Genomic DNA, 20,035 nt, shown 5'->3' on the forward strand with positions numbered 1-20,035 from the left:
CCCACCGGGGGAGGACACCTCCTCGACCGTCCATCCTGCGCGCGGCGGGCGCGCGCCGGCAGGGCGGGCTGTTCGGGGGTGTGACAGGGCCCCCCAACGCAGCCGCCGCGCAGGTCAGGGCCCGGCAGACTGGAAGGTATGGCACGTGAGCAACGGGACGGCAGTGGCGGCAGCGAGCTGGGACGTTTCCTGCGCGCACGCCGCACCCGGGTGACCCCGGGCGAGGTCGGCCTGACGGTCGGCCCGGGCCTGCGGCGCGAGGAGCTGGCCACCCTGGCCGGGGTCAGCGTCGACTATTACGTCAGGCTGGAGCGCGGCAGGGAGACCCGGCCCAGCCCGGCCGTCGTCGACGCCCTGGCCCGCGCGCTCCTGCTGGACGAGATCGAGCACGAGCACCTGCGCAGCCTGGCCGCGCGCGCCGCCCTCGCGCTCGCGGAGGCGGCCACGCGGGTCGCCGACAACCCCGACGGCGTCCCCGACGCGGTGTGGCAGGAGGCCGCGGCCCACTACGACGAGGAGGCGCTGGCCGCCCTGGTCATGGCGATCTCGGCGATCAACGTCTGGAACCGCATCAACATCACCCTCCGCAACGCCCCGGCCCAGCACCTCGCTATCGAGCAAACGCTTGGTAGAGTCAGGACGTGCTGCTCGATGACAAGGTCGCGGTCGTCACCGGGGCGGGCCCCGGGCTGGGGCGGACCCTGGCGCGCCTGCTGGGCGAGGAGGGCGCCAGGGTCGTCGTGGCCGCCCGCACCGCGGCCACCGTCGAGCGGATCGCCGCCGAGGTGCCGGGCGCGCTGGCCGTGCCCGCCGACGTGACCAGGACAAAGGACGTACGGCGGCTCGCCGGCACCGTGATCGACCGCTTCGGCCGGGTGGACGTGCTGGTCAACGCCGCCTTCCCCGGATCGCACCGCAGGAACGTGCTCGACATGTCCGACGACGACCTCGAGGCCTGGCGCGCGGCCGTCGAGACGGGCGGCTACGGCACCCTGCTGGCCTGCAGGTTCATCGCGCCGCACATGGTGGCCCAGGGCTCCGGCTCGATCGTCAACATCACCTCCATGTCCTCCCGCACGGGCTACGCGGGGCGCAGCGACTACGCCGCGGGCAAGGCCGCAGCCCACCTGCTGTCCCACTGCCTCGCCGACGAGCTCGGCCCGTACGGGGTGCGGGTCAACTGCGTCGCCCCCGGCTGGATCGCCAGTGACGTGCTCGACGACTGGATGCGCACGCGGGCCGCGGCGGAAGGCGTGCCGTTCGAGGAGATCCTCGCCCGCGACGTCTCGGCGATGGCGCTGCGCCGCATCGCCACCGAGGAGGACGTGGCCCGCGCCGTCCTCTACCTCGCCTCCGACCACGCCAAGGCCCTCACCGGCGCCACCATCGACGTCAACGGCGGCCAGCTGTTCACGTAAACGCGATCTTGTCTGCTGCCCCGGAAGTGATCACACTACGGTTCAGGCAGAGCTCGGCGTCGAACGAGGAGCACCTCCATGACCACCCCTTTGACCTGGCTCGTACGGATAGGTGCCGCGTGCGTCCTGGCCGCGCCCGCGCTGTCACCCGGCGTCGCGTCGGCCCTGACCACGGCCCCGGCACCACTCCAGCCCCTGAGCCTGACGGGCCTCGACCTGCGCGCCGGGTCCGACCCGTACACCGTGCCGCTCACGGCGGAGTACGAGCAGGTGGGCATCGGCGGGGCACTCAGCGGGACCGACCGCGTCGCGCTGCCCGGCAACGAGGACCCCGCCTGCGCCGCCCGGGCGGCCTATCTGCCGCGGGTGCCGGTCCGCTCCTGGTTCTGCTGGCCCGCCGCCGCCCAGGGCGACAAGGAGGACCTCCCGCACTCCCCCTGGGTGCCGCAGGGGCTGGCCACCTCGGGCGAGGCCCAGCTCGACGGCACCCCGATCGGCGGCGACCACCGGGCGCTCATCACCAGCTGGGTCTGGCTGAACTCCCCCGACCCGGACAACCCCGACTACCGCACCAACTCCGTGAACCTGTCGGTGGTCGACCTCGACGACCGCCGCTACCGCAACGTCCTGCCCGTGTGGGTCGACAGCCAGGGGAAGCTGCGGCGCGTGTACGGGCACGGCGGCGGCCTGGCCTGGTACGGCCCCTACCTGTTCATGACCTCCAGCACCAACTGGAACGGCTACTCGGGCCCCGACTCCACGTACAACACCATCCGGGTGTTCGACACCCGCAAGATCTACCGCAAGCGGGACGGGAGCGGCGGCGACTACAGGTACGTCATCCCCGAGGTGCGCCACTACATCACCCCCATCCGCCTGGACTACGTCTCCCTGGACCGCCACAGCTCCGGCGGCGCCAGCCTGATCACCGGAACCTACAAGGCCTCCAGCGGCTCGACGGGCTCCCCGGCCGGCACCAAACTGGTCCGCTACCGGTTCCAGCCGCCCCCGGACGGCGACTACCGGCTCATCAACGCGCCCGTGCAGGCCTGGGTGTCCACCGTCCCGGCCGACCCCGCCGACGCCATCAGCGACGTGCAAGGCGTCCAGTCCGACGGCGACCTCCTCTACATCAACATGGCGGCCGGCGCGCACCCCGGCCCCGACCCCAGGAGACGCTTCGCCACCGTGAACGTCGCCACCACGCCCCGGACGATCAGCGCCCACACGAGCTGGGCGTACCGGCCGGAGGACCTGTCACAGTGGTACGCCACCGGCGAGCTGTGGGGGCTCACCGAGGGCGAGGAGGAACGGGTCGTCTTCTCCGTCGCCATCGCCGACGTCGATCCCTCCTGAACTCAGCACCACTGGCGAAATCTTGATGGTCCCGGATTAACGACATCGCCATCCGCCGGGCGTCCCGATGGAGGAATCGTCCCGAGTTTGCTGGGGTGGGTCCGGGAGGTGACCGATGCCCCAGGACAGACCGATTCTCGTCACGGGCGCCGCCGGCAGCGTCGGAGCGGTCGGCCGGACCGTCGTGGAGACGCTGCGGCGCCAGGGGCTCCCGGTCCGGGCGCTCGTCCATCGCGAGGACGAGCGCGCCGAGGCGCTGCGGGCCACGGGGGCCGAGGTCGTCGTCGCCGACATGACGCGCGCCGCCGACGTCGTGCCCGCCATGCACGGCGTCGGCCGGGTGTTCTTCAGCATGAGTGTCTCGCCGTCGTACCTGGAGGGCGCGGTCACCATGGCGACCGTGGCCCGCCAGACCGCCGGCATCGGGGCGTTCGTCAACCTCTCGCAGATGACCGTCTCCGGGATGACCACCACGAGCACGGAGGAGTCACGCCAGCAGCGGCTGCACTGGCTCGCCGAGCAGGCGCTCACCTGGTCCGGGCTGCCGCTGGTCGTCGTCCGGCCCACGGTCTTCCTCGAACACCCCTTCTTCACCCTCTTCGCCGCCGCCTCCATAGCCGAGCGGGACGAGATCCGCCTGCCGTTCGGGGGCGCGCGGACCTCGCCGGTCGCGGCGGGCGACGTGGCGGAGGTCGTCGCGACCATCCTGGCCGCCCCGTCGCCGCACGTCGGCAAGGTGTACGAGCTCACCGGCCCGCGCTCGGAGGACATGAACGCCGTGGCGGCGGAGTACTCCGCCGCCCTGGGGCGGCGCATCACGTACGTGGACATGCCGCTGAAGGAGTGGATCGAGCGGGACCTCCGCAAGGCGAAGCTGCCGGACCACGTGGCCGAGCACATCTCCACCATGGCGCGACTGCACGCGCGGGGCCGCTACGCCCGCCTGACCCACGACGTCGAGACCATCACCGGACGGCCCGCGACGAGCGTCAAGAACTTCGTCGCCGGTCACGCGGCCCTCTTCGGCGGCACCCGGGCTGGCCCTGGGGGCCTCCGGTAGCGATCAGCCTTCGACGGCACCCGGGTTGGCCCTGGAGGCCTGCGGTAGCGATCATCGGAGGATGCCGAGAAGTGCGCTGGACCAGGCGCGTGACCTGTGGGCGGCCCTGACCGGCACCCCCGTCACGTTCCCCGCGAGCGGGGACGTGAAGGTCGTGGTCTCGCCCGGGTCGTCGTTGTGCCCGCCGGGCTGGACGGGCGTCGTCGCGCTGGGCGGGGCGATCCTGGCCACCGTGCCCGGCGCCGGCCTGGCCGAGCCGGTGCGGAGCGCGCTGCCGGCCCTCGGCGACGCCGGCCTCGCCCGGCTCCCGGGCCTCCTGCCGGCCCTGGACGTCCTGGGCCCGGCGACACTGGCCTACCTCGACGCCGGTGACTTCGTCGCCGCCCCGCCCGTCGCTGACGTCGAACGCCTGCCGGCCGATCACCCGGCGATCCGGGCCCTGCTCGAATCGGTGCCGCAGGAGGAGGCGGACGAGTCCGGCCTGGAGGAGATCGCCTCGGCCGCCTACGCCGTCCGCGAGGGCGGGGAGGTCCTCGCCGCCGCCGGCTTCCGCCCTTGGGTGGACACGGCCGCGCACGTGAGCGTGCTGACCGCGCCGCGGTGGCGCGGCCGGGGGCTGGCCCGCCTGGCGGCCTCCGCGGCGGTCGCCGACGCGCTGGCGACCGGGCTGCTGCCGCAGTGGCGGGCACGTCCGGAGCCGTCGCGGCGCGTCGCCCGCGCGCTCGGCTTCCGCGAGCACGGCGCGCAGATCAGCATCCGCCTCTAGGACCGCCCACAGGCCGAGGATCCGGCGAGCTCGAGTGTTTATACGCCGCGGATATACCCTCAGAGTATAGTCTCCGGGCATGAGCGTTCCCCTTGCGCTGCTCGGCCTCCTGGAGCGGGAGCCGAGCCATGGTTACGACCTGAAACGCGACTACGACACCTACTTCGGCGGGGGCAAGTCCCTGCCGTTCGGCCAGGTGTACTCCACGCTCGCCCGCCTGGTCAGGGACGGCAAGATCGCGGCCGGGCAGAGCGAGCCGGGCGACGGCCCCGACCGCAAGCGCTATGCCATCACCCCGGTCGGCCGGAGCGAGGTCGAGAGGTGGCTGGCCGAACCGGTCGAGGCCGAGCCGTACCTGCAGACGGTGCTGTTCACGAAGGTCGTGCTGGCGCTGATGCTGGGCCGCGACGCGGCGGGCTACCTCGACGCCCAGCGCGCCACGCATCTGCGGCGCATGCGGGAGCTGTCCGAGATCAAACGCGGCGGCGCGCTGATCGACACGCTCCTCGCCGACCATGCCCTGTTCCGGCTGGAGGCCGACCTGCGGTGGATCGACGTCACCCAGGCCAGGCTGGGGGCGCTGGCGGAAACGGTGCGCGAACGATGATCGTCAACGCTCTGCTGCGGGCCGAGGGCATCAGCCGCTCCTTCGGCAGCACGCCCGCGCTGCGGGAGGCCGGCCTGTCGGTGGCCGCGGGCGAGGTCCTGGCCATCATGGGGCCCAGCGGTTCCGGCAAGTCGACGCTGCTGCACTGCCTGGCCGGGATCTTCACCCCGGACACCGGCGAGGTGTGGTTCGACGGGCGGCGGCTCGACACGCTGGACGACGGCCGCCGCAGCGAGCTGCGGCGCACCGCCTTCGGGTTCGTCTTCCAGTTCGGCCAGCTCGTGCCCGAGCTGACGGTGGCCGACAACGTGGCGCTGCCGCTGCTGCTCGGCCGTACCAGACGCAAGCAGGCGTACGCGCGGGCCGCGTCCTGGCTGGAGCGGCTGGAACTGGCCGGGCTGGGCGGCCGGCGTACCGGGGAGCTGTCGGGCGGGCAGGCGCAGCGGGTGGCCATCGCGCGGGCGCTGGTGACGGGGCCGCGCGTGATCTTCGCCGACGAGCCGACCGGCGCGCTCGACTCGCTCACCGGCGAGCACGTGATGAACCTGCTGGTGGGCCTGGCCCGCGAGGAGGGCGCCACCGTGATCGTGGTGACGCACGACGCCCGGGTGGCCGCCTGCGCCGACCGCGAGGTCGTGGTGCGCGACGGCAAGGTGACCGACCCGTACGCCGGCGGGGTCCTCCGATGATCTCGCTGGGGCTGCGGCTGTCGCTGCGCAGCGGCAGGGAGACGGCGGCCCGGCTGGCGCTGATCGTGGCCGGGGTGGCGGTCGGCGTCGCGGTGCTGCTGGCGACGTTGTCGCTGTTCAACGCCTTCCAGGCCACCGGCGACCGGCCCTGCTGGGAGTGCGCGCGCGGCACGGCGCCCAGCGGCTGGGCCCTGGACGCCACCGGCGACGGCGCTCTGTGGAACCTCCGCGAGGACTTCTACGCGGGCCGGACGATCACCAGGCTCGACGCCGCCGCGCTCGGCGGCCGGGCGCCGGTCATCCCCGGCCTGTCCCGCATGCCCGGCCCCGGCCAGTACTACGCCTCGCCCGCGCTGGCCCGGCTCCTGGACTCGGCGCCGCGCGAGCAACTCGCCGCCCGCTTCCCCGGGACGCGGGCGGGCCTGATCGGCCGGGCCGCGCTGTCTGGGCCCGACGAGCTGGTCATCGTGGTGGGCGGGACGCCGCAGCAGGTCGCCGCCATGATCGGCACCCGGCGGGTCGACACGGTCGCCACCGAGCCGGCGGTCGACCGGAGCGCGGACGTCTACCGGTTCGGGTTCGGCATCGCCGCCGTCGGGCTGATCGTCCCGCTGCTGGTGCTGGTGGGCACCGCCACCCGGCTGGCCGCCGCCCGCCGCGAGACGCGCTTCGCGGCGATCCGGCTGGTCGGCGCCACCTCCCGGCAGATCAACATCCTCGCCGCGGTGGACGCCGCGCTGGGCGCGCTGCTCGGCGCGCTGGCCGGCGTCGTGCTCTTCCAGCTCGTACGGCCGGTCGTGGCCGGGATCCGGATCACCGGTTCGCGCTTCTTCCCCGAGCTGGCCGTCCCGAGCCTCTGGCAGTACGCGGCCGTGCTCGCCTGCGTGCCCGTCGTCGCGGCGGGCTCCTCCCTGTGGTCGCTGCGCCGGGTGCGGATCTCACCGCTCGGCGTGGCCAGGAAGGCCGCCCTGCCGCCGCCGAGAGCGTGGCGGGTGATCCCGCTGCTCGCCGGGCTGGGGCTGCTCGCGGGTCCGGCGTTCAAGGACGGCAAACCCGACACCCTGCTGGCCAACGCGGGGATCGCGCTCGTCATGGCCGGGCTCGTGCTGGCCGGGCCGTGGCTGACGATGCTCGGCGCGCGCCTGGCCGCCCGGCTGACCCGCGGCGCGGCGACGCTGCTGGCCGCGCAGCGCCTGGCCGCCGACCCGAAGACCGCGTTCAGGTCGGTGAGCGGGCTGGTGCTGGCGGTGTTCATCGGGACGACGATCGCGGCCCTCGTGCCCACGGTGGTGGCGGGCCAGCGGGCCGTGGCCGGCGGCACGCTCAACGACGTGCTGGGCGCCACGCTCTGGCGGCCGGGCATCGCGAGCCTGTCGCCGCGGGCGGCGGCGGACCTGCTCGCCCAGGTGCGCGCCCAGCCCGGCGTGGACGTGCTGCCGATCTACGCCAGGGCTGATCTGGAGAGCCTGCGCCCGCCGCCCGACGGCTCGCCGCCCGCGACCTCCGTCGTCGAGTGCTCGAACCTGGCCCGCTTCCCCGTGCTCGGCCGGTGCCCCGCGGGCGCGCAGGCGGTGCTGGGCCGGTTCGACCGCGTCGTCGGCGCCGACAATCCCCTCACCATCGACAAGCTCCTCCCGGTGGCCGGACCGGCCAGCGAGTCCGCCTCCGCCGCCGGGCTCGATCTGATGGCCGTCATGATCCGTACGGGCGACGCGGCGACGCTGGAGCGCCTGCGCACCCTGGTGGCCGGCTACTCCGCGCAGGCGCCGATGACCTTCGCCGAGGTCGCCCAGGTCAGGGCCGACCTGTACACCAGGGCGGAGAGCATCGCGCTGGCCATGGTCGCGCTCACCCTGGTCGCGGGCGGCTGCAGCCTCGTGGTGGCGGTCGGCGGCGGCCTGGTCGAGCGCAGGCAGCCGTTCACGCTGCTGCGGCTGGCCGGCACGCCCACGCGGACCCTGGCCACGGTGGTGCTGCTGGAGTCGGCGCTGCCGCTCGTCCTGGCCGCCGTGCTCGCCGCCGGCGCCGGCTTCGCCGTGGCCGAGCCGCTCATCGGCCAGCTCGCGATGAAGGGCGCCTCGCTCGCGATGCCCGGGCCGGTCTACTTCGCCTCCCTAGGCGGCGGCCTGGCCGCCTCCCTCCTGGTGATCCTCACCGCCCTCCCGCTGCTCAGGCGCATGACCGCGCCCGACAACGCGCGTTTCGAATAGGAGTTGCGATGAAGCTGAAATCGGCCGCGCTGATCGCGCTGGCCCTGGTCGCAGCCGTCATGGTGGTGGTGCGCACCGACGCGCCCGCCCTGGCGGACGACGGCCGCTACGCCGCCGAGATCCGGCGCACCGAGTACGGCATTCCCCACATATCCGCCAAGGACTACGGCGGGCTCGGATTCGGGTACGGCTACGCCTTCGCGCAGGACAACCTCTGCGTGCTGGCCTCCTGGGTGGTGACGTTACGGGGCGAAAGGTCCCGGTACTTCGGCCCTCAGGCGAAGTCCGACGACCCGGTCCGCCCGGTCGCCAACCTGGTCAGCGACGTTTACTACAAGAGCGTCGCCGACTCCGGCGTGGTGCCTCGGCTGCTGGCCCGGCGATCGCCGCTGGGCCCGACCGGCGAGCTGCGCCGGCTCGTGGACGGCTACGTCGCCGGGTACAACCGCTACCTGGAGCAGACCGGCGTGGCGAACCTGCCGGATCCCACCTGCCGGGGCAAGGCCTGGGTCGGCCCCATCACCGCGACCGACCTGTGGAACAACCTGCTCGACCTCAGCCGGATGACCGGCATCGCCGGGATGAAGGAGTACGTCGTCGGGGAAGCCGAGGCCGAGGGGCCGGAGCGCAGGCCCGCCGCGGGCAGCAACGCCTGGGCGCTCGGCCGCCGGGCGACCCGGGACGGCCACGGCATGGTGCTGGCCGACCCGCACTTCCCCTGGAACGGGATCCGCCGCTTCTACCAGGTGCAGCTGACCATCCCCGGCGTGCTCGACATCTCCGGCGGCAGCCTGTACGGCACGCCGGTCGTCGAGATCGGCCACAACGCGACCACGGCCTGGACCCACACGGTCTCCCACGCCCAGCGGTTCAACCTCTACCGGCTCGACCTCGTGGACCGCACCAGCTACCGGGTGGACGGCCGGACCGAGCCGATGGGCCGCCAGGAGGTGCAGGTCACCCTCCAGGACGGCACCGTCGTGGAACACACGCTCTACACCTCGCGCTACGGCCCGGTGCTGGCCGCCGGGCAGACCGGCAAGGTCGCCTACGCGCTGGCCGACGCCAACGCCGACAACCTGCGCGCGGCCGACGAGTGGCTGGCGATGGCCAGGGCCCGGAACCTCACCCAGCTGCGCGCCACCCAGAACACCTACCAGGGCATGCCGTTCGTCCACACGCTCGCCACCGACGTCGGCGGGAGCGCCTACTTCGCCGACACCTCGATGGTCCCCCACGTCACCGACGCCCAGGCGGAGCGCTGCGGCAAGCCCTCCCCCATCCCGGGCCTGGAGGAGTACGTCCTGGACGGCTCGACCTCCGCGTGCCTGTGGGGCAGGGACCGCGACGCCGTCGTGCCCGGCGTCTTCGGGCCCGGCGCCCGGCCGAGGCTGACCCGCAGCGACTACGTGGCCAACTCCAACAACACCTTCTGGATGACGAACCCGTCGGCGCCGCTGACCGGCTACCCGCGGGCGTTCGGCAAGGCGCGTACCGATCTGGAGCCGCGCCCGCGCGTCAGCCTGGACATGATCGCCCAGCGGCTGTCCGGCGCCGACGGGCTCGGCGCTCCCGGCTTCACCCTGGAGACGCTGCAGGCGAGCGTGCAGGGCAAGCGCAATTACACCTTCGAGCTCATGCGCCCGGACCTGCCGAAGCTGTGCCGTGACAGCACCCTGACCACGTCCGGCGGCAAGCCGGTGGACGTGCGCGGGGCCTGCCGGACACTGCTCAAGTGGAACGGGCGGGCCACCCTGGACGGCCGGGGGCCATCCTGTGGCGCGAGTTCTTCGGGCGGCTGGGGCGCCCCACCAAACCGGGAGAGCCCGTCTACAGCCCGTGGCGGGTGCCGTTCGATCCCGCGCGCCCGCTGGCCACCCCCCGGGGTCTCAAGAGCGACGACCCGGTGGTACGGCTGGCCCTGGCCGACGCCGTGGCCGCCTTCCAGGCCGGCGGCATCCCCCTGACGCTCACCCCGGGCCAGGCGCAGCGCTACTCCTCGATCCCGATCCCCGGCTGCACCGAAGGGGAGGGCTGCTTCGACCGGGTACGCATGCGCGGCATCCTCGGCGCCGACGGGCGCTACCCGGAGGTGGACACCGGTTCGACCTTCATGATGGCCGTCGAGCTCACCCCCGCCGGGCCGCGTACGCGGACCATCCTCACCTATTCGCTCTCGGCCGACCCCAGCTCGCCGCACCACACCGACCAGACGGTCCTGTTCTCGCGCGGCCAGTGGGTCACCGAGCGGTTCACCGAGGCCGAGATCGCCGCCGACCCGAAGCTGAGGACCTCCACCGTGCGCGGGTGATCCGGTCGGCGGGGACCTCACCGAGCCTTCAGCGGTCCCCGGTGAGGCCGAGGCGGGCGGCGAGCCTGCTCCGTACCGGATCGTCGCCGGGCCGGTCGAGCTCGTCGAGGATGTCCAGCGCGGCCCGCCACTCCCGGCGGGCCGCCGCCTCGTCACCGGCGGACCGGTGGGTGTCGCCGAGGTTGAGCAGGCACGCCGCCTCCTCCCCGCGGTCCCCCACCTCCCGGAACAGCCGCAGAGCGTGCCGGTAGCGGCCGGCGGCCCGGTCGTGGTCGCCGGCGCGGTGGTAGGCGTAGCCCAGGCTGTCCAGGGCGGCCGCCTGGCCGTACGGGTCGCCGAGCGACTCGAACAGGGCCACGGCCTGCTCGCAGTGGTCGACCGCCTCGCGGTGATGCCCGAGTTCGGCGTGCTCCCAGCCGACGGAGTTGAGAATGTCGGCGGTGCTGCTCTTGTCGCCCAGGTCCCGGTACAGCTCAAGTGCCCGCTGGGCGTGCGCGAGGGCCTCGCTGTGGCGCTCCTGAGCGCTGAACACCATGGTGAGGCTGTGGTTCGCGCGAGCCTGGAGCGCCAGGTCGCCGAGCCGGGTGGCCAGGTCGAGCGCGTGATCGAGCTGGACGCGGGCGTCGTCGTAGCGGCCGAGCCGCAGATGGGTGCGGGCGATGATCTGGTGCGCCCGGCACTGCCCGACGAGGTCGTCCTGGTCCCGGGCGGCGTCCAGGGCGGCCTGCTGCGTGGTGAGGATGTCCTGCCGGCGTCCCTGGCGGTTGAGGTAGTCGGCCAGCGACCAGGCCAGCTGCCAGGCGTGCGTGGCCAGCCCGGCGTCGGCGGCCCGCCTGACCGCCCACAGCAGCGCCTGGATCTCGGCGGCGAGCCAGTCGGCGGCCTGCTGGTGGTCGCGCAGGACGACCGGGACGGCGCCGGGGGCGAGGGGTTCGGTCAGCTGGATCGCCCGCCGGTTCGGGTAGAACAGCAGGGCCGCCGCGTGCGCGGTGTGCAGGTAGTGGTCGAGCAGGCGGCGCAGCGCCGCGTCGCGCTCGGCCTCGGTGTCCTCGGCGTACGCCCGTTCGGCCGCGTAGTCGCGCAGCAGGTCGTGGAGGGCGAAGCGGCCGGGAGCGTGCTCGGTGACCAGGTGCGCGCGGACCAGCCCGGCCATGGGCCGCCGGGCGTCCGTGCCCAGGAGGCCGGCCGCGGCGGGCGGCGGGATGTCCGGTCCCGGGTGCAGGGCCAGTAATCGGAACAGCCGGGCCGCCTCCGGCTCCAGCGCGCGGTACGAGGCGGCGAACACGGTCCGCAGGTCCGCCGACAGCTCGCCGGCGTCCAGCGCGTCGAGGCGGGTGGACTCCGCGCGCAGTTCCTCGGCCAGGGACGCGAGCGGGAGCCACGGGCTCATCTGGGCGCGGGCCGCGATGATGCTCAGCGCCAGCGGCAGCCCGGCACAGCGCTCCACCAGGGCGGCCACCGCCTCCGGCTCGGCGTCGACCCGCTCGGGCCCCAGGTGGTGCACCAGCAGCCGGCGGGCTTCGGCGGCGTCGAGCACGTCCAGCGGCACGTGGCGGGCGTCGTGGCCGGCGATCAGCCCGGGGAGCTGGTTGCGGCTGGTGACCAGCACGGTGCAGGAGGGCGTGCCCGGCAGCAGGGGGACGACCTGGGCGGTGTCGCGGGCGTTGTCGAGCACGATCAGCAGGCGTTTGCGGGCCGTCAGGCTGCGGTAGAGCGCGGTCTGCTCCTCCGGCCGCTGCGGGACGGCGGCGGGATCCGCGCCGAGCGCGCCGATCAGCAGGCGCAGGGCCGTCTCCACCGGCATCGGCGCGTTCCCGGCGTCGAATCCGCGCAGGTCCAGGTAGATCTGCCCGTCCGGGAAGCGGTCCACGTGGTGGTGCGCCCAGTACAGGGCCAGCCAGGTCTTGCCGATGCCGCCGTACCCGCCGATGGCGGAGATCATCGCCACCCGGTCCCTGCCGTCGCCGGTCAGCGCGTCGTCCAGGGTGGCCAGCTCGCGCGGGCGTCCGACGAACACCGGCGGCGGCGCGGGCAACTGGCGCGGCACCATGATCCCGGCGGGTGGAGGCGTGGGCGCGGGAGGCGCGGGGGCGGACTCGGCGGGGGCGGGTGCCACCGCGGCGGTGAGCATCTGGTGGTGCAGGAGCCGCAGGTCGGGGCCGGGGTCCACGCCGAGGTCGGCGGCCAGCCGCTTGCGGATCCGCTCGTACTGCTGGAAGGCCTCGCCCTGGCGGCCGCTGCGGTACAGGGCGAGGATCAGCTGGGCGGCCGGCCGCTCGTCCAGCGGGTGTTCGGCCGCCAGGGACTCCAGGGGGCCGAGGAGCGCGGCGTGGCCGCCGCGGCGCAGCCGTACGTCGTGGTAGGCCAGGCGCGCGGCCAGCCGCTCGCCCTGCAGGACGTGCCGCTGGGCCCTCGCCCACGAGGTGTCCAGGTCGGCGAAGGGTTCGCCGCGCCACAGGTCCAGCGCCTGCTCGTACAGGCGTTCGGCGGTGGCGTCGTCGCTCGTGCGGGCCCGGTTCCGCAGGTCACGGAAGCGGTGCAGGTCCACCGCGCTCTCGTCGGCCCGCAGCAGGTAGCCGCCGCCGCTGCGGCGGATGCCGCCGTCCCAGGCCGCCGGCAGGGACGTACGCAGCCGGGACAGGTAGCTCTGCAGGGTCGCGGTCGGCCGCCGGGGCGGATCCTCCCCCCATACGCAGTCGGTCAGCTGGTCGAGGGACACCGGCTGGTTGACCTTCACCAGCAGCGCCGCCAGCACGCTTCGCTGCCTGGCCGGCCCCAGCTCGATCGCCTGGCCGTCGGCCCAGGCGCAGATCTCCCCCAGCACGCCGAAATCGACTCGTAGCACGCTTCCCTCAACCCTCCAGAGACCGGCTCATCATCCGGGGGTCGCGACCCCGTCTGGATGCTCGCATGCCGCGGGGCGCCCCGCACCACCGCTCGCGCGAGTGGAGCAAGGGGTCGTGCGCTCTGGGTAGTTATACTCGGTAGATATACCCCAATATGAACAGTTTCCCCCCAAATCGACGCTGATGACCCCGGCGACGTGGTGAGGGGAAGGGATGGGCGAACAGCGTGCGCAGGGTCCGCGGGCCGTGTCGGCGGACCAGGTTTCCGAGGAGCGAAGACGGCTGCTCGCGGAGGTCGGTGACGATCTGTGGGGGATCGAGCTCCTGCGGTTCGCGCTCGAACAGGCGGTGGCCGATCTTGCCGGGCTGGGCGGGATGGTGCACCTCGGCAGCCCCGGCCACGGCGGCGGGCTGCGTCTCGCCGTGACCAACGGGCTACCCCCCGTGCTCACCCACGCATGGGAGCGCGTCGACGGCAACGGCCCGCTCGCCCCGGCGCGCGCTTTCCGCAACGCCGCGTCCGTCCGGGTCTCCATGGCGAACGTCGCCGCCGGCATCCCCCAGCAGGGCTCCGCCACGGCCGAGGCCCGGTCCTGGCCGGTCGGCACGGCGATGACGGCCGTCCCGCTGCTCGGCCCCGGCGGTCCGGTCGGCGCGCTGTCGATCGTGACGGCCTCCTCCCACGAGCCGTCGCCCGGCCAGCGGGCCTTCCTCGACCTGCTGAGCCGATGGGTGGGCGGGCGCCTGGGCAGGCCCTCCGCGCCACCGCCCGGCTCGGGCCCCATGGGCGGGCGGAGCCGGTCCGCCGGCTCTCACCTGCCGCAGCACCTGGAGACCATCGGCACGTGGGACTGGGACATCCGGACCGGGGACGCCATCTGGAACGACGCGATGCTGACCCTGCTCGGCATCGAGCCGGGCACCTTCGACGGACGCATCGAGACCTGGATGGCCCTGGTCCACCCCGAGGATCTGCCGTGGGTGCTGACCGACATCGACGAGGCGATCCGCGCGGGCAGGATGTACAGCACCGAGTACCGGGTGTGCCGCCCGGACGGCACGGACATCTGGGTACGGGCCCGCGGCCGGTTGCTGGTCGACGAGGACGGCGAGCCGGCGCGCATGGTCGGCACGCTGTGGGACATCACCAAGACCCATGACGACCTCGAGGCGGTCGCCGAGCAGCGGACGGATCACACCGAGCGCGCGGCCCAGGAGCGGTCCGCGCGCATCAAGCAGCTGACCAGGGCGCTGGCCGAGGCGGTCACCGTGCGGGACGTCTTCGACGCCTCCGCCGAGCACATCCTGCCGGCGTTCGGCGCCGCCGGTCTCATGCTCACCTTCCTGGAGGGCGACCACCTGCGGCCGGTCGGGTTCACCGGGTACTCGCAGGAGTTCGTCGACCGGGTGACCCGGATCCCCGCCACCGCGGGACTCCCGATCTCTCAAACCCTGCGGGAGCGTACGCCGATGTTCATCAACTCGGTCGAGGAGTACATCGAGCGCTACCCCGAGACGGCCGACCTGCCGGCGGCGGGCGGCAAGAAGGCGTGGGCCTTCCTCCCGATGATCGCCTCGGGACGCCCCGTGGGCAGCTGCGTGGTCTCCTTCGCCGAGCCACGCCAGTTCACGGGCGAGGAGCGCAACCTGCTCACCACGCTCAGCGGGCTGGTCGCCCAGGCCATGGAACGGGCCCGCCTGTACGACAGGGAGCACACGCGCGCCCAGGAACTGCAGCGCGGCCTGCTCCCCCGCGAGCTGCCCGACCTGCCCGCGGTCACCGCCGCGGCCCGCTACCTGCCCGCCGGCAAGGACATGGAGGTGGGCGGCGACTGGTACGACGTCATCCCGCTGTCGGCGGACCGGGTCGCCCTCGTCATCGGCGACGTCATGGGACACGGCGTGGCCGAGGCGGCCACCATGGGCCGCCTGCGTACGGCGGTCCGCACCCTGGCCGACCTGGAGCTGCCTCCCGACGAGCTGCTCACCCACCTCAACGACGTGGTCAGCGGCCTCGGCGACGACTTCTACGCCACCTGCCTGTACCTGGTCTACGACGCCACCACCCGCTCCTGCGTGGTCACCCGCGCCGGCCATCCGCCGCCCGCCGTCGTCCACCCCGACGGCGCCGTCCACTTCCCCGACGCCGATCCGAACTCGCCCCTCGGCGCCGCCACCCCGCCCTTCGACACCGTACGGATGGAGCTGCCCGAAGGCAGCCTGCTGGTGCTGTACACCGACGGCCTGGTCGAGTCCGCCACCCTCGACATCGACCAGGGCATCGCCGATCTCGCCAAGGCGCTGGGCGACACGGTCCCCAGGATCCCGCCCGCGGCGACGTGCCGGCACCCGGACCGGGACGCGACCCCGCTGCACTGCGCCGAGTGCCTGGAATCCCTGTGCGACAGCCTCACCGCCACCCTGCTGCCCGGCCGGCAGGGTACCGCCGACGACGCGGCCCTGCTGGTGGTCCGCACCCATGCGCTGCCGAACGACGACATGGCCACCTGGCCGCTGCCCGAACACCCCAAGGCCGCCGGCGAGGCCCGCGAACACGTCCGCGCCCAGCTCAGCGCCTGGCACCTGGACGACCTGTCGATGACCACCGAACTGCTGGCCAGCGAGCTGGTCGGCAACGTCGTCCGCCACGCCAAGGGCCCCATCCACCTGCGCCTGCTCCGCAGCGCCGTGCTCACCTGCGAGGTCTCCGACGGAAGCCTGACCACGCCCCGCATCCGCCGCGCCGCCGACACCGACGAGGGCGGCCGCGGGCTCCAGCTGGTCTCCGCGATCTCCCATCGCTGGGGCACCCGCTACACCGACACCGGCAAGTGCATCTGGACCGAACAGCCCCTCCAGCCCGCGCAGGCCGTCCTCTAGGAGGATCTCGCTCCCAAGGCGTCGAGCCTCTCCCGCACGTGCTTCGCCTTCTCGGTGCGGTGCTGGTCCTGGTAGATGGCGAGGGCCTGACCCCAGGCCCGGGCGGCTTCGCCGTCCTGGCCGAGGGCGTGGTGGGTGTCGCCGAGGTGGAGGAGCGTGTCGGCCTCCTGGCTGGCGTTGCCGGTCTCCCGCCGCAGCGTCAGGGCCTCGCGGTAGTAGTCGAGGGCCCGGGTGTGACGGCCGGTGTGGTGGGCGATGTAGCCGAGGCTGTCGAGGGTCGCCGCCTCGCCGTTGCGGTCGCCATGGCTGCGGAGCAGGACCAGCGCCTGCTCGCAGCACTCCCGGGCCCTGGCGAAGTCGCCGAGCATCGCGGTGCCCCACCCCAGGGAGTTGAGCGCGTTGGCCTCCCCCATGGCGTCGTCGATGTCCCTGTACAGCCGCAGGGCGTGCTCCAGATGGACCAGCGCCTGCGCGGGCTCCTCCCGGTGACCCCACGCCAGCCCGAGCGTATGGCGCACATGGGCCTGGCCGGCGATGTCTCCCGACTGCTCGTACAGGGCGAGGGCTTCGGCGAAATGGGACAGCGACTCCGCGTGGAGTCCCGCCCGGGTGCAGGCGCGGCCGAGCAGCTGGTGGACCATGGCATGGGCGGTCACATCGGCCACGTGTTCGACGGCGCCGGACGCCAGGCGCCAGGCCGCGACACAGTTCTGGAGCAGGTTGTGGCCCAGGTGGAAGGTGTCGAGCGTCCAGGCCAGCTGCCATACGGCGCCATAAAGACCGTGCTCGGCGGCCAGCCGCTGGGCGGCGAGCGCGCAGGCGTGCTCGGCCTTGAACCAGGCCTGGGCCGCCGCCACGTCCGCCAGGGCGTCCGTCAGGCAACCGGGAGCGGGCGGCTCCATCCGGATGGTGCTGCGCCGGCGCGGGGAGAGCAGGCGGTCGGCGGCGTACGACGTGTGCAGGTAGAAGTCCACGAGCCGGCGCACGGCGGCGGTACGGGCGTCCGCGCTCAGGTCGAGGCGGGCGCGGTCGATGGCGTAGAGGCGGACGAGATCGTGCATCCGGTACCGGCCGGGAACGTGCTGATCCAGCAGATGGGCGGTTTCCAGGGTGCGCAGCAGCGTACGGGTGTGCGCCACCGGGCGGCCGATGAGGCTGGCGACGGCCAGCAGGCTCGTGTCCGGGCCCGTCATGAGGCCCAGGTGGGCGAAGGTCTCGGCCGCCTCGGGGGCCAGCACGCGATAGGAGGAGCCGAAGACCTCCCGCAGGTCGGTGCTCAGCTCGTCGGTCTGCAGGGCGTCCAACCGGGTGGGCTCCGCCTGGAGCTCGTCCGCCAGCGCGGTGAGGGGAAGGCCGGCGTTGATGATGGCCCGCGCCGCGACGATCCCGAGGGCCAGCGGCAGCCCCGCGCACGTCTTGATGATGCCGTCCACCGCCTCGCGTTCGGCCGCCATGCGATCCTGGCCCAGGCGGCGTCTCAGCAGCTGGCCGGCCTGCGCGTCGGAGAGCGGCGCGAGGCGCAGTAAGTGGGCGCCCTCGGCCGCGATCAGGCCGGTGAGCGCGGTCCGGCCGGTCACCAGGGTGAGGGCCTCCGGAGAGGGGGGCAGCAGTGGGCGCACCTGGTCCGGATCGCGGGCGTTGTCCAGGAGGACGAGCACCCGCCGGCCGGCCAGCAGACTCCGGTAGAGCCCGATCTGCTCGCCGAAGGTGGAGGGCATCCGGTGGTGGGGCACGTGGAGGAACCCCAGCAGGATCCGCACCGCCTCCGACGGTGGCATGGGCGTCGCGCCGGGGCTGAAGCCCCGCAGGTCCACGTAGAGCTGGCCGTCGGGAAAGCGGTCGCGTGCCGTGTGGGCCCAGCGGGCGGCGAGCGCGGTCTTCCCGACCCCGCCGGTGCCGGTGATCACGCAGGTCGTGGCGGTGCGCGGCGGCACCTCGTCCGGGAGCGGGAGGAGCCCGTCCAGCTCGAACAGCTCGGCTTCCCTGCCGCTGAAATGTTTGACGTCCGAGGGGAGCCGGCAGACCGGCGTCCACGGTGCGGGCACGCTCACCGGCGTGGTGCCGGCCAGGATGGCGGCCTGCAGCTGCTGGAGCTCCTCGCCGGGCTCCAGGCCAAGCTCGTCGGTGAGCACCGAGCGGGCGTGCTGGAAGGCCTCCAGCGCCTTGTCCCGTTGTCCCGCTCGCGAGTGCGCGAGCATGAGCAGCCGCCACGCGCGCTCGCGCAGCGGCTGCTCGGCGACGAACGCGCGGAGGTCCTCGATCACCTCCGCAGGCTGGCCGAGGGCGAGCTTCGCCTCGGCCCAGTCCATCCTGACCATGGCCAGCCGCTCTTCCAGTTCGGTCACGCGGGCGAGCATGTGACCGGAGAGCTTGGTGCCTTCGGCGGGTTTGCCCCGCCACATCCCCAGAGCCCTCTCGAACTGGGCGACGGCGGCGCGGACGTCGCCCGCCTCGGACTCCTTCCGCGCCAGCCGGATCGCCTGTTCGAACTGCAGGAGGTCCACCTCCTCGGCGTGCGCCTCGAAGGTGTAGCCCGTTTCCCTGGTGAGCAGCCGCGTGTCGAGCGACAGGCTCCTGCGGAGCTGGCCGATGTAGGTCTGCAGGTTAGGGATGGCGGAGGGAGGGGGGTTCTCCCACAGGGCCTCCACCAGCCGCTCCCGGGACACCAGCGTGTTGACGTTGAGCAGCAGGCTGGCGAGGACGGCGCGCGGCTTGCCGCTGAGATGCACCTGCCTGCCATCGGCCCAGCTCACCCGTACCGGGCCCAAGATTGCAAAGGTCGCGTCGACCATGACCCGCTCCTCGCCTGTAGTGGCTCTGTAGCGTGCTTGTGGCACCAGCGCCGATTGTGACCCAGCGGGCATTCATGGTCGAGAGGGACAGGCCGGAAAGATCTTTCCGGCCTGTCGCCAACGGTCAGCTCGCGCTGCAGGAGACCGTCGGCCAGGTCTGGTTGCCGTTGTGCTGGATCGTCACGCCCCAGTTGTTGCCGTTGCCGTTGGGTCTGGCGGTCAGCACCTGGGCGCTGGGGTAACTGGCGGTGATGTTCCAGGTAGCGATGATCTTCGCTGGGGAGGGCACGTTCATCGTCACGGTCCAGTTGCTGGAGCCGCTGACGGCGACGTTGAGGTTGTAGCGGTCGCTCCACTGCTGCCCCGCGGACAACGACGCGGTGCAGCCGCCGCCGGGGTTGCCACCTCCTCCGCCGCCGGAGGAGCCGTCCAGGGTGATGTTGGAGTTTCCGCTGCTCTGATATCCCTCTGTCGCGAGGATCATGTAATCGTGGCTGCCCAGGCTCATGCCGTAGCGGGCCCATGCGTCGAAGTGGTTGCCGGCGGTGATGGTGCCGCCTGTCTTCTTCGACTGCCGGACGCTCCAATATTGGTTGAAGGTTCTCGTGCCTTCGATGGAGGGGGCGTTGTACCGCGTCGTCTGGTAGATGTCGTACGTTCCGCCGTCGCTGGTCACCGTGCCCTTGTACGTGCCCGTGGGCCGGTAGGTGCCCCAGTTGTCGACGACGTAATACTCCACGAGCGGATTTCTCGTCCAACCGTAGAGGGCCAGATAGGCGTTGCCGGACGGGTTGAAGCTCCCCGAGTAGTTCACGGTCCTGCGCCCGCCGGGGTTCCAGCCCTTACCGGCGACGAAATTGCCGGTGTTGCTCCATGAGGTGCTGTAATTGCCGCCGGATCCCAGGTTCATGGACACCGACCCGGGGCTGTCGGTCCAGAACGAATAGAAGTAGCCGTTGTTGGTGCCGGTCTGGTTGGAGGTTATGGGGGCCGCGTTGGCGATGCCGGGTGGCATCACGATGGCGACGACCAGCGCCACGACCAAGGCGCAGGCACGGCGGATGAGCATGTGCTTCCTCCTCGCGACGGTTCCGAAATTA

General features: G+C 73.0%; 14 protein-coding genes. 11 read left to right on the forward strand and 3 right to left on the reverse strand.

Annotation, left to right across the window (positions count from 1 at the left end; translation table 11 throughout):
• Window positions 1–138 precede the first annotated feature (138 nt).
• The 10 genes from AB0J87_RS56325 to AB0J87_RS56370 all read left to right on the forward strand — a co-directional run bounded on the left by AB0J87_RS56325 (window position 139) and on the right by AB0J87_RS56370 (window position 10,417).
• Window positions 139–819, forward strand: coding sequence for a helix-turn-helix domain-containing protein (locus AB0J87_RS56325; RefSeq protein WP_363982752.1), 681 nt, complete (start codon window positions 139–141; stop codon window positions 817–819).
• Window positions 714–1,418, forward strand: a complete 705-nt coding sequence (locus tag AB0J87_RS56330) for an SDR family oxidoreductase (RefSeq protein WP_363982872.1) — start codon at window positions 714–716, stop codon at window positions 1,416–1,418. Before AB0J87_RS56325 ends, AB0J87_RS56330 begins: the two co-directional genes overlap by 106 nt.
• A gap of 78 nt (window positions 1,419–1,496) precedes the next feature.
• The gene (locus tag AB0J87_RS56335) at window positions 1,497–2,774 is read left to right on the forward strand and encodes a hypothetical protein (RefSeq protein WP_363982755.1); all 1,278 of its coding nucleotides are present in this window, start codon (window positions 1,497–1,499) and stop codon (window positions 2,772–2,774) included.
• Between the two features lie 115 nt (window positions 2,775–2,889).
• Window positions 2,890–3,834 (forward strand): NAD(P)H-binding protein, encoded by a 945-nt coding sequence (locus tag AB0J87_RS56340; RefSeq protein ID WP_363982758.1) that lies wholly within the window; start codon window positions 2,890–2,892, stop codon window positions 3,832–3,834.
• A 61-nt stretch (window positions 3,835–3,895) separates the two neighbouring features.
• On the forward strand, window positions 3,896–4,600 hold the full coding sequence (locus tag AB0J87_RS56345; protein WP_363982761.1) for a GNAT family N-acetyltransferase: 705 nt from the start codon (window positions 3,896–3,898) through the stop codon (window positions 4,598–4,600).
• A gap of 79 nt (window positions 4,601–4,679) precedes the next feature.
• Entirely contained in the window at window positions 4,680–5,207 is a 528-nt protein-coding gene (locus AB0J87_RS56350; RefSeq protein ID WP_350733046.1) for a PadR family transcriptional regulator, read from the forward strand.
• On the forward strand, window positions 5,204–5,896 hold the full coding sequence (locus AB0J87_RS56355) for an ABC transporter ATP-binding protein (protein WP_363982765.1): 693 nt from the start codon (window positions 5,204–5,206) through the stop codon (window positions 5,894–5,896). The genes AB0J87_RS56350 and AB0J87_RS56355 overlap by 4 nt, the downstream gene beginning before the upstream one ends.
• Entirely contained in the window at window positions 5,893–8,106 is a 2,214-nt protein-coding gene (locus tag AB0J87_RS56360) for an FtsX-like permease family protein (protein ID WP_363982768.1), read from the forward strand. Before AB0J87_RS56355 ends, AB0J87_RS56360 begins: the two co-directional genes overlap by 4 nt.
• Window positions 8,107–8,114: 8 nt before the next feature.
• Window positions 8,115–10,073: a penicillin acylase family protein gene (locus tag AB0J87_RS56365; RefSeq protein ID WP_363982771.1), complete on the forward strand. Its 1,959-nt coding sequence runs from the start codon at window positions 8,115–8,117 to the stop codon at window positions 10,071–10,073.
• Entirely contained in the window at window positions 10,013–10,417 is a 405-nt protein-coding gene (locus AB0J87_RS56370) for a penicillin acylase family protein (RefSeq protein WP_363982774.1), read from the forward strand. The genes AB0J87_RS56365 and AB0J87_RS56370 overlap by 61 nt, the downstream gene beginning before the upstream one ends.
• 28 nt (window positions 10,418–10,445) lie before the next feature.
• On the opposite strand, the gene AB0J87_RS56375 is transcribed toward AB0J87_RS56370, so the two are convergent.
• On the reverse strand, window positions 10,446–13,262 hold the full coding sequence (locus AB0J87_RS56375; protein ID WP_363982777.1) for a BTAD domain-containing putative transcriptional regulator: 2,817 nt from the start codon (window positions 13,260–13,262) through the stop codon (window positions 10,446–10,448).
• Window positions 13,263–13,476: 214 nt separating this feature from the next.
• On the opposite strand from AB0J87_RS56375, the gene AB0J87_RS56380 reads away from it, so the two are divergent.
• Window positions 13,477–16,143, forward strand: coding sequence for a SpoIIE family protein phosphatase (locus AB0J87_RS56380; RefSeq protein ID WP_363982780.1), 2,667 nt, complete (start codon window positions 13,477–13,479; stop codon window positions 16,141–16,143).
• Here the strand turns inward: AB0J87_RS56380 and AB0J87_RS56385 are convergent.
• Window positions 16,140–18,935, reverse strand: coding sequence for a BTAD domain-containing putative transcriptional regulator (locus tag AB0J87_RS56385; RefSeq protein WP_363982783.1), 2,796 nt, complete (start codon window positions 18,933–18,935; stop codon window positions 16,140–16,142). The genes AB0J87_RS56380 and AB0J87_RS56385 overlap by 4 nt on opposite strands.
• Window positions 18,936–19,059: 124 nt before the next feature.
• The gene (locus AB0J87_RS56390) at window positions 19,060–20,004 is read right to left on the reverse strand and encodes a glycoside hydrolase family 11 protein (protein ID WP_363982786.1); all 945 of its coding nucleotides are present in this window, start codon (window positions 20,002–20,004) and stop codon (window positions 19,060–19,062) included.
• Between the last annotated feature and the right edge of the window lie 31 nt (window positions 20,005–20,035).

Origin of the sequence: Nonomuraea sp. NPDC049625 (assembly GCF_040675285.1) — a bacterium.
Classification (GTDB): domain Bacteria; phylum Actinomycetota; class Actinomycetes; order Streptosporangiales; family Streptosporangiaceae; genus Nonomuraea; species Nonomuraea angiospora_A.

Coding starts and splice junctions, on each gene's coding strand:
- AB0J87_RS56335 (WP_363982755.1), top strand. CDS start 1,497: ATGACCACCCCTTTGACCTGGCTCGTACGGATAGGTGCCGCGTGCGTC.
- AB0J87_RS56390 (WP_363982786.1), bottom strand. CDS start 20,004: ATGCTCATCCGCCGTGCCTGCGCCTTGGTCGTGGCGCTGGTCGTCGCC.
- AB0J87_RS56365 (WP_363982771.1), top strand. CDS start 8,115: ATGAAGCTGAAATCGGCCGCGCTGATCGCGCTGGCCCTGGTCGCAGCC.
- AB0J87_RS56355 (WP_363982765.1), top strand. CDS start 5,204: ATGATCGTCAACGCTCTGCTGCGGGCCGAGGGCATCAGCCGCTCCTTC.
- AB0J87_RS56345 (WP_363982761.1), top strand. CDS start 3,896: ATGCCGAGAAGTGCGCTGGACCAGGCGCGTGACCTGTGGGCGGCCCTG.
- AB0J87_RS56325 (WP_363982752.1), top strand. CDS start 139: ATGGCACGTGAGCAACGGGACGGCAGTGGCGGCAGCGAGCTGGGACGT.
- AB0J87_RS56350 (WP_350733046.1), top strand. CDS start 4,680: ATGAGCGTTCCCCTTGCGCTGCTCGGCCTCCTGGAGCGGGAGCCGAGC.
- AB0J87_RS56360 (WP_363982768.1), top strand. CDS start 5,893: ATGATCTCGCTGGGGCTGCGGCTGTCGCTGCGCAGCGGCAGGGAGACG.
- AB0J87_RS56380 (WP_363982780.1), top strand. CDS start 13,477: ATGGGCGAACAGCGTGCGCAGGGTCCGCGGGCCGTGTCGGCGGACCAG.
- AB0J87_RS56340 (WP_363982758.1), top strand. CDS start 2,890: ATGCCCCAGGACAGACCGATTCTCGTCACGGGCGCCGCCGGCAGCGTC.
- AB0J87_RS56385 (WP_363982783.1), bottom strand. CDS start 18,935: ATGGTCGACGCGACCTTTGCAATCTTGGGCCCGGTACGGGTGAGCTGG.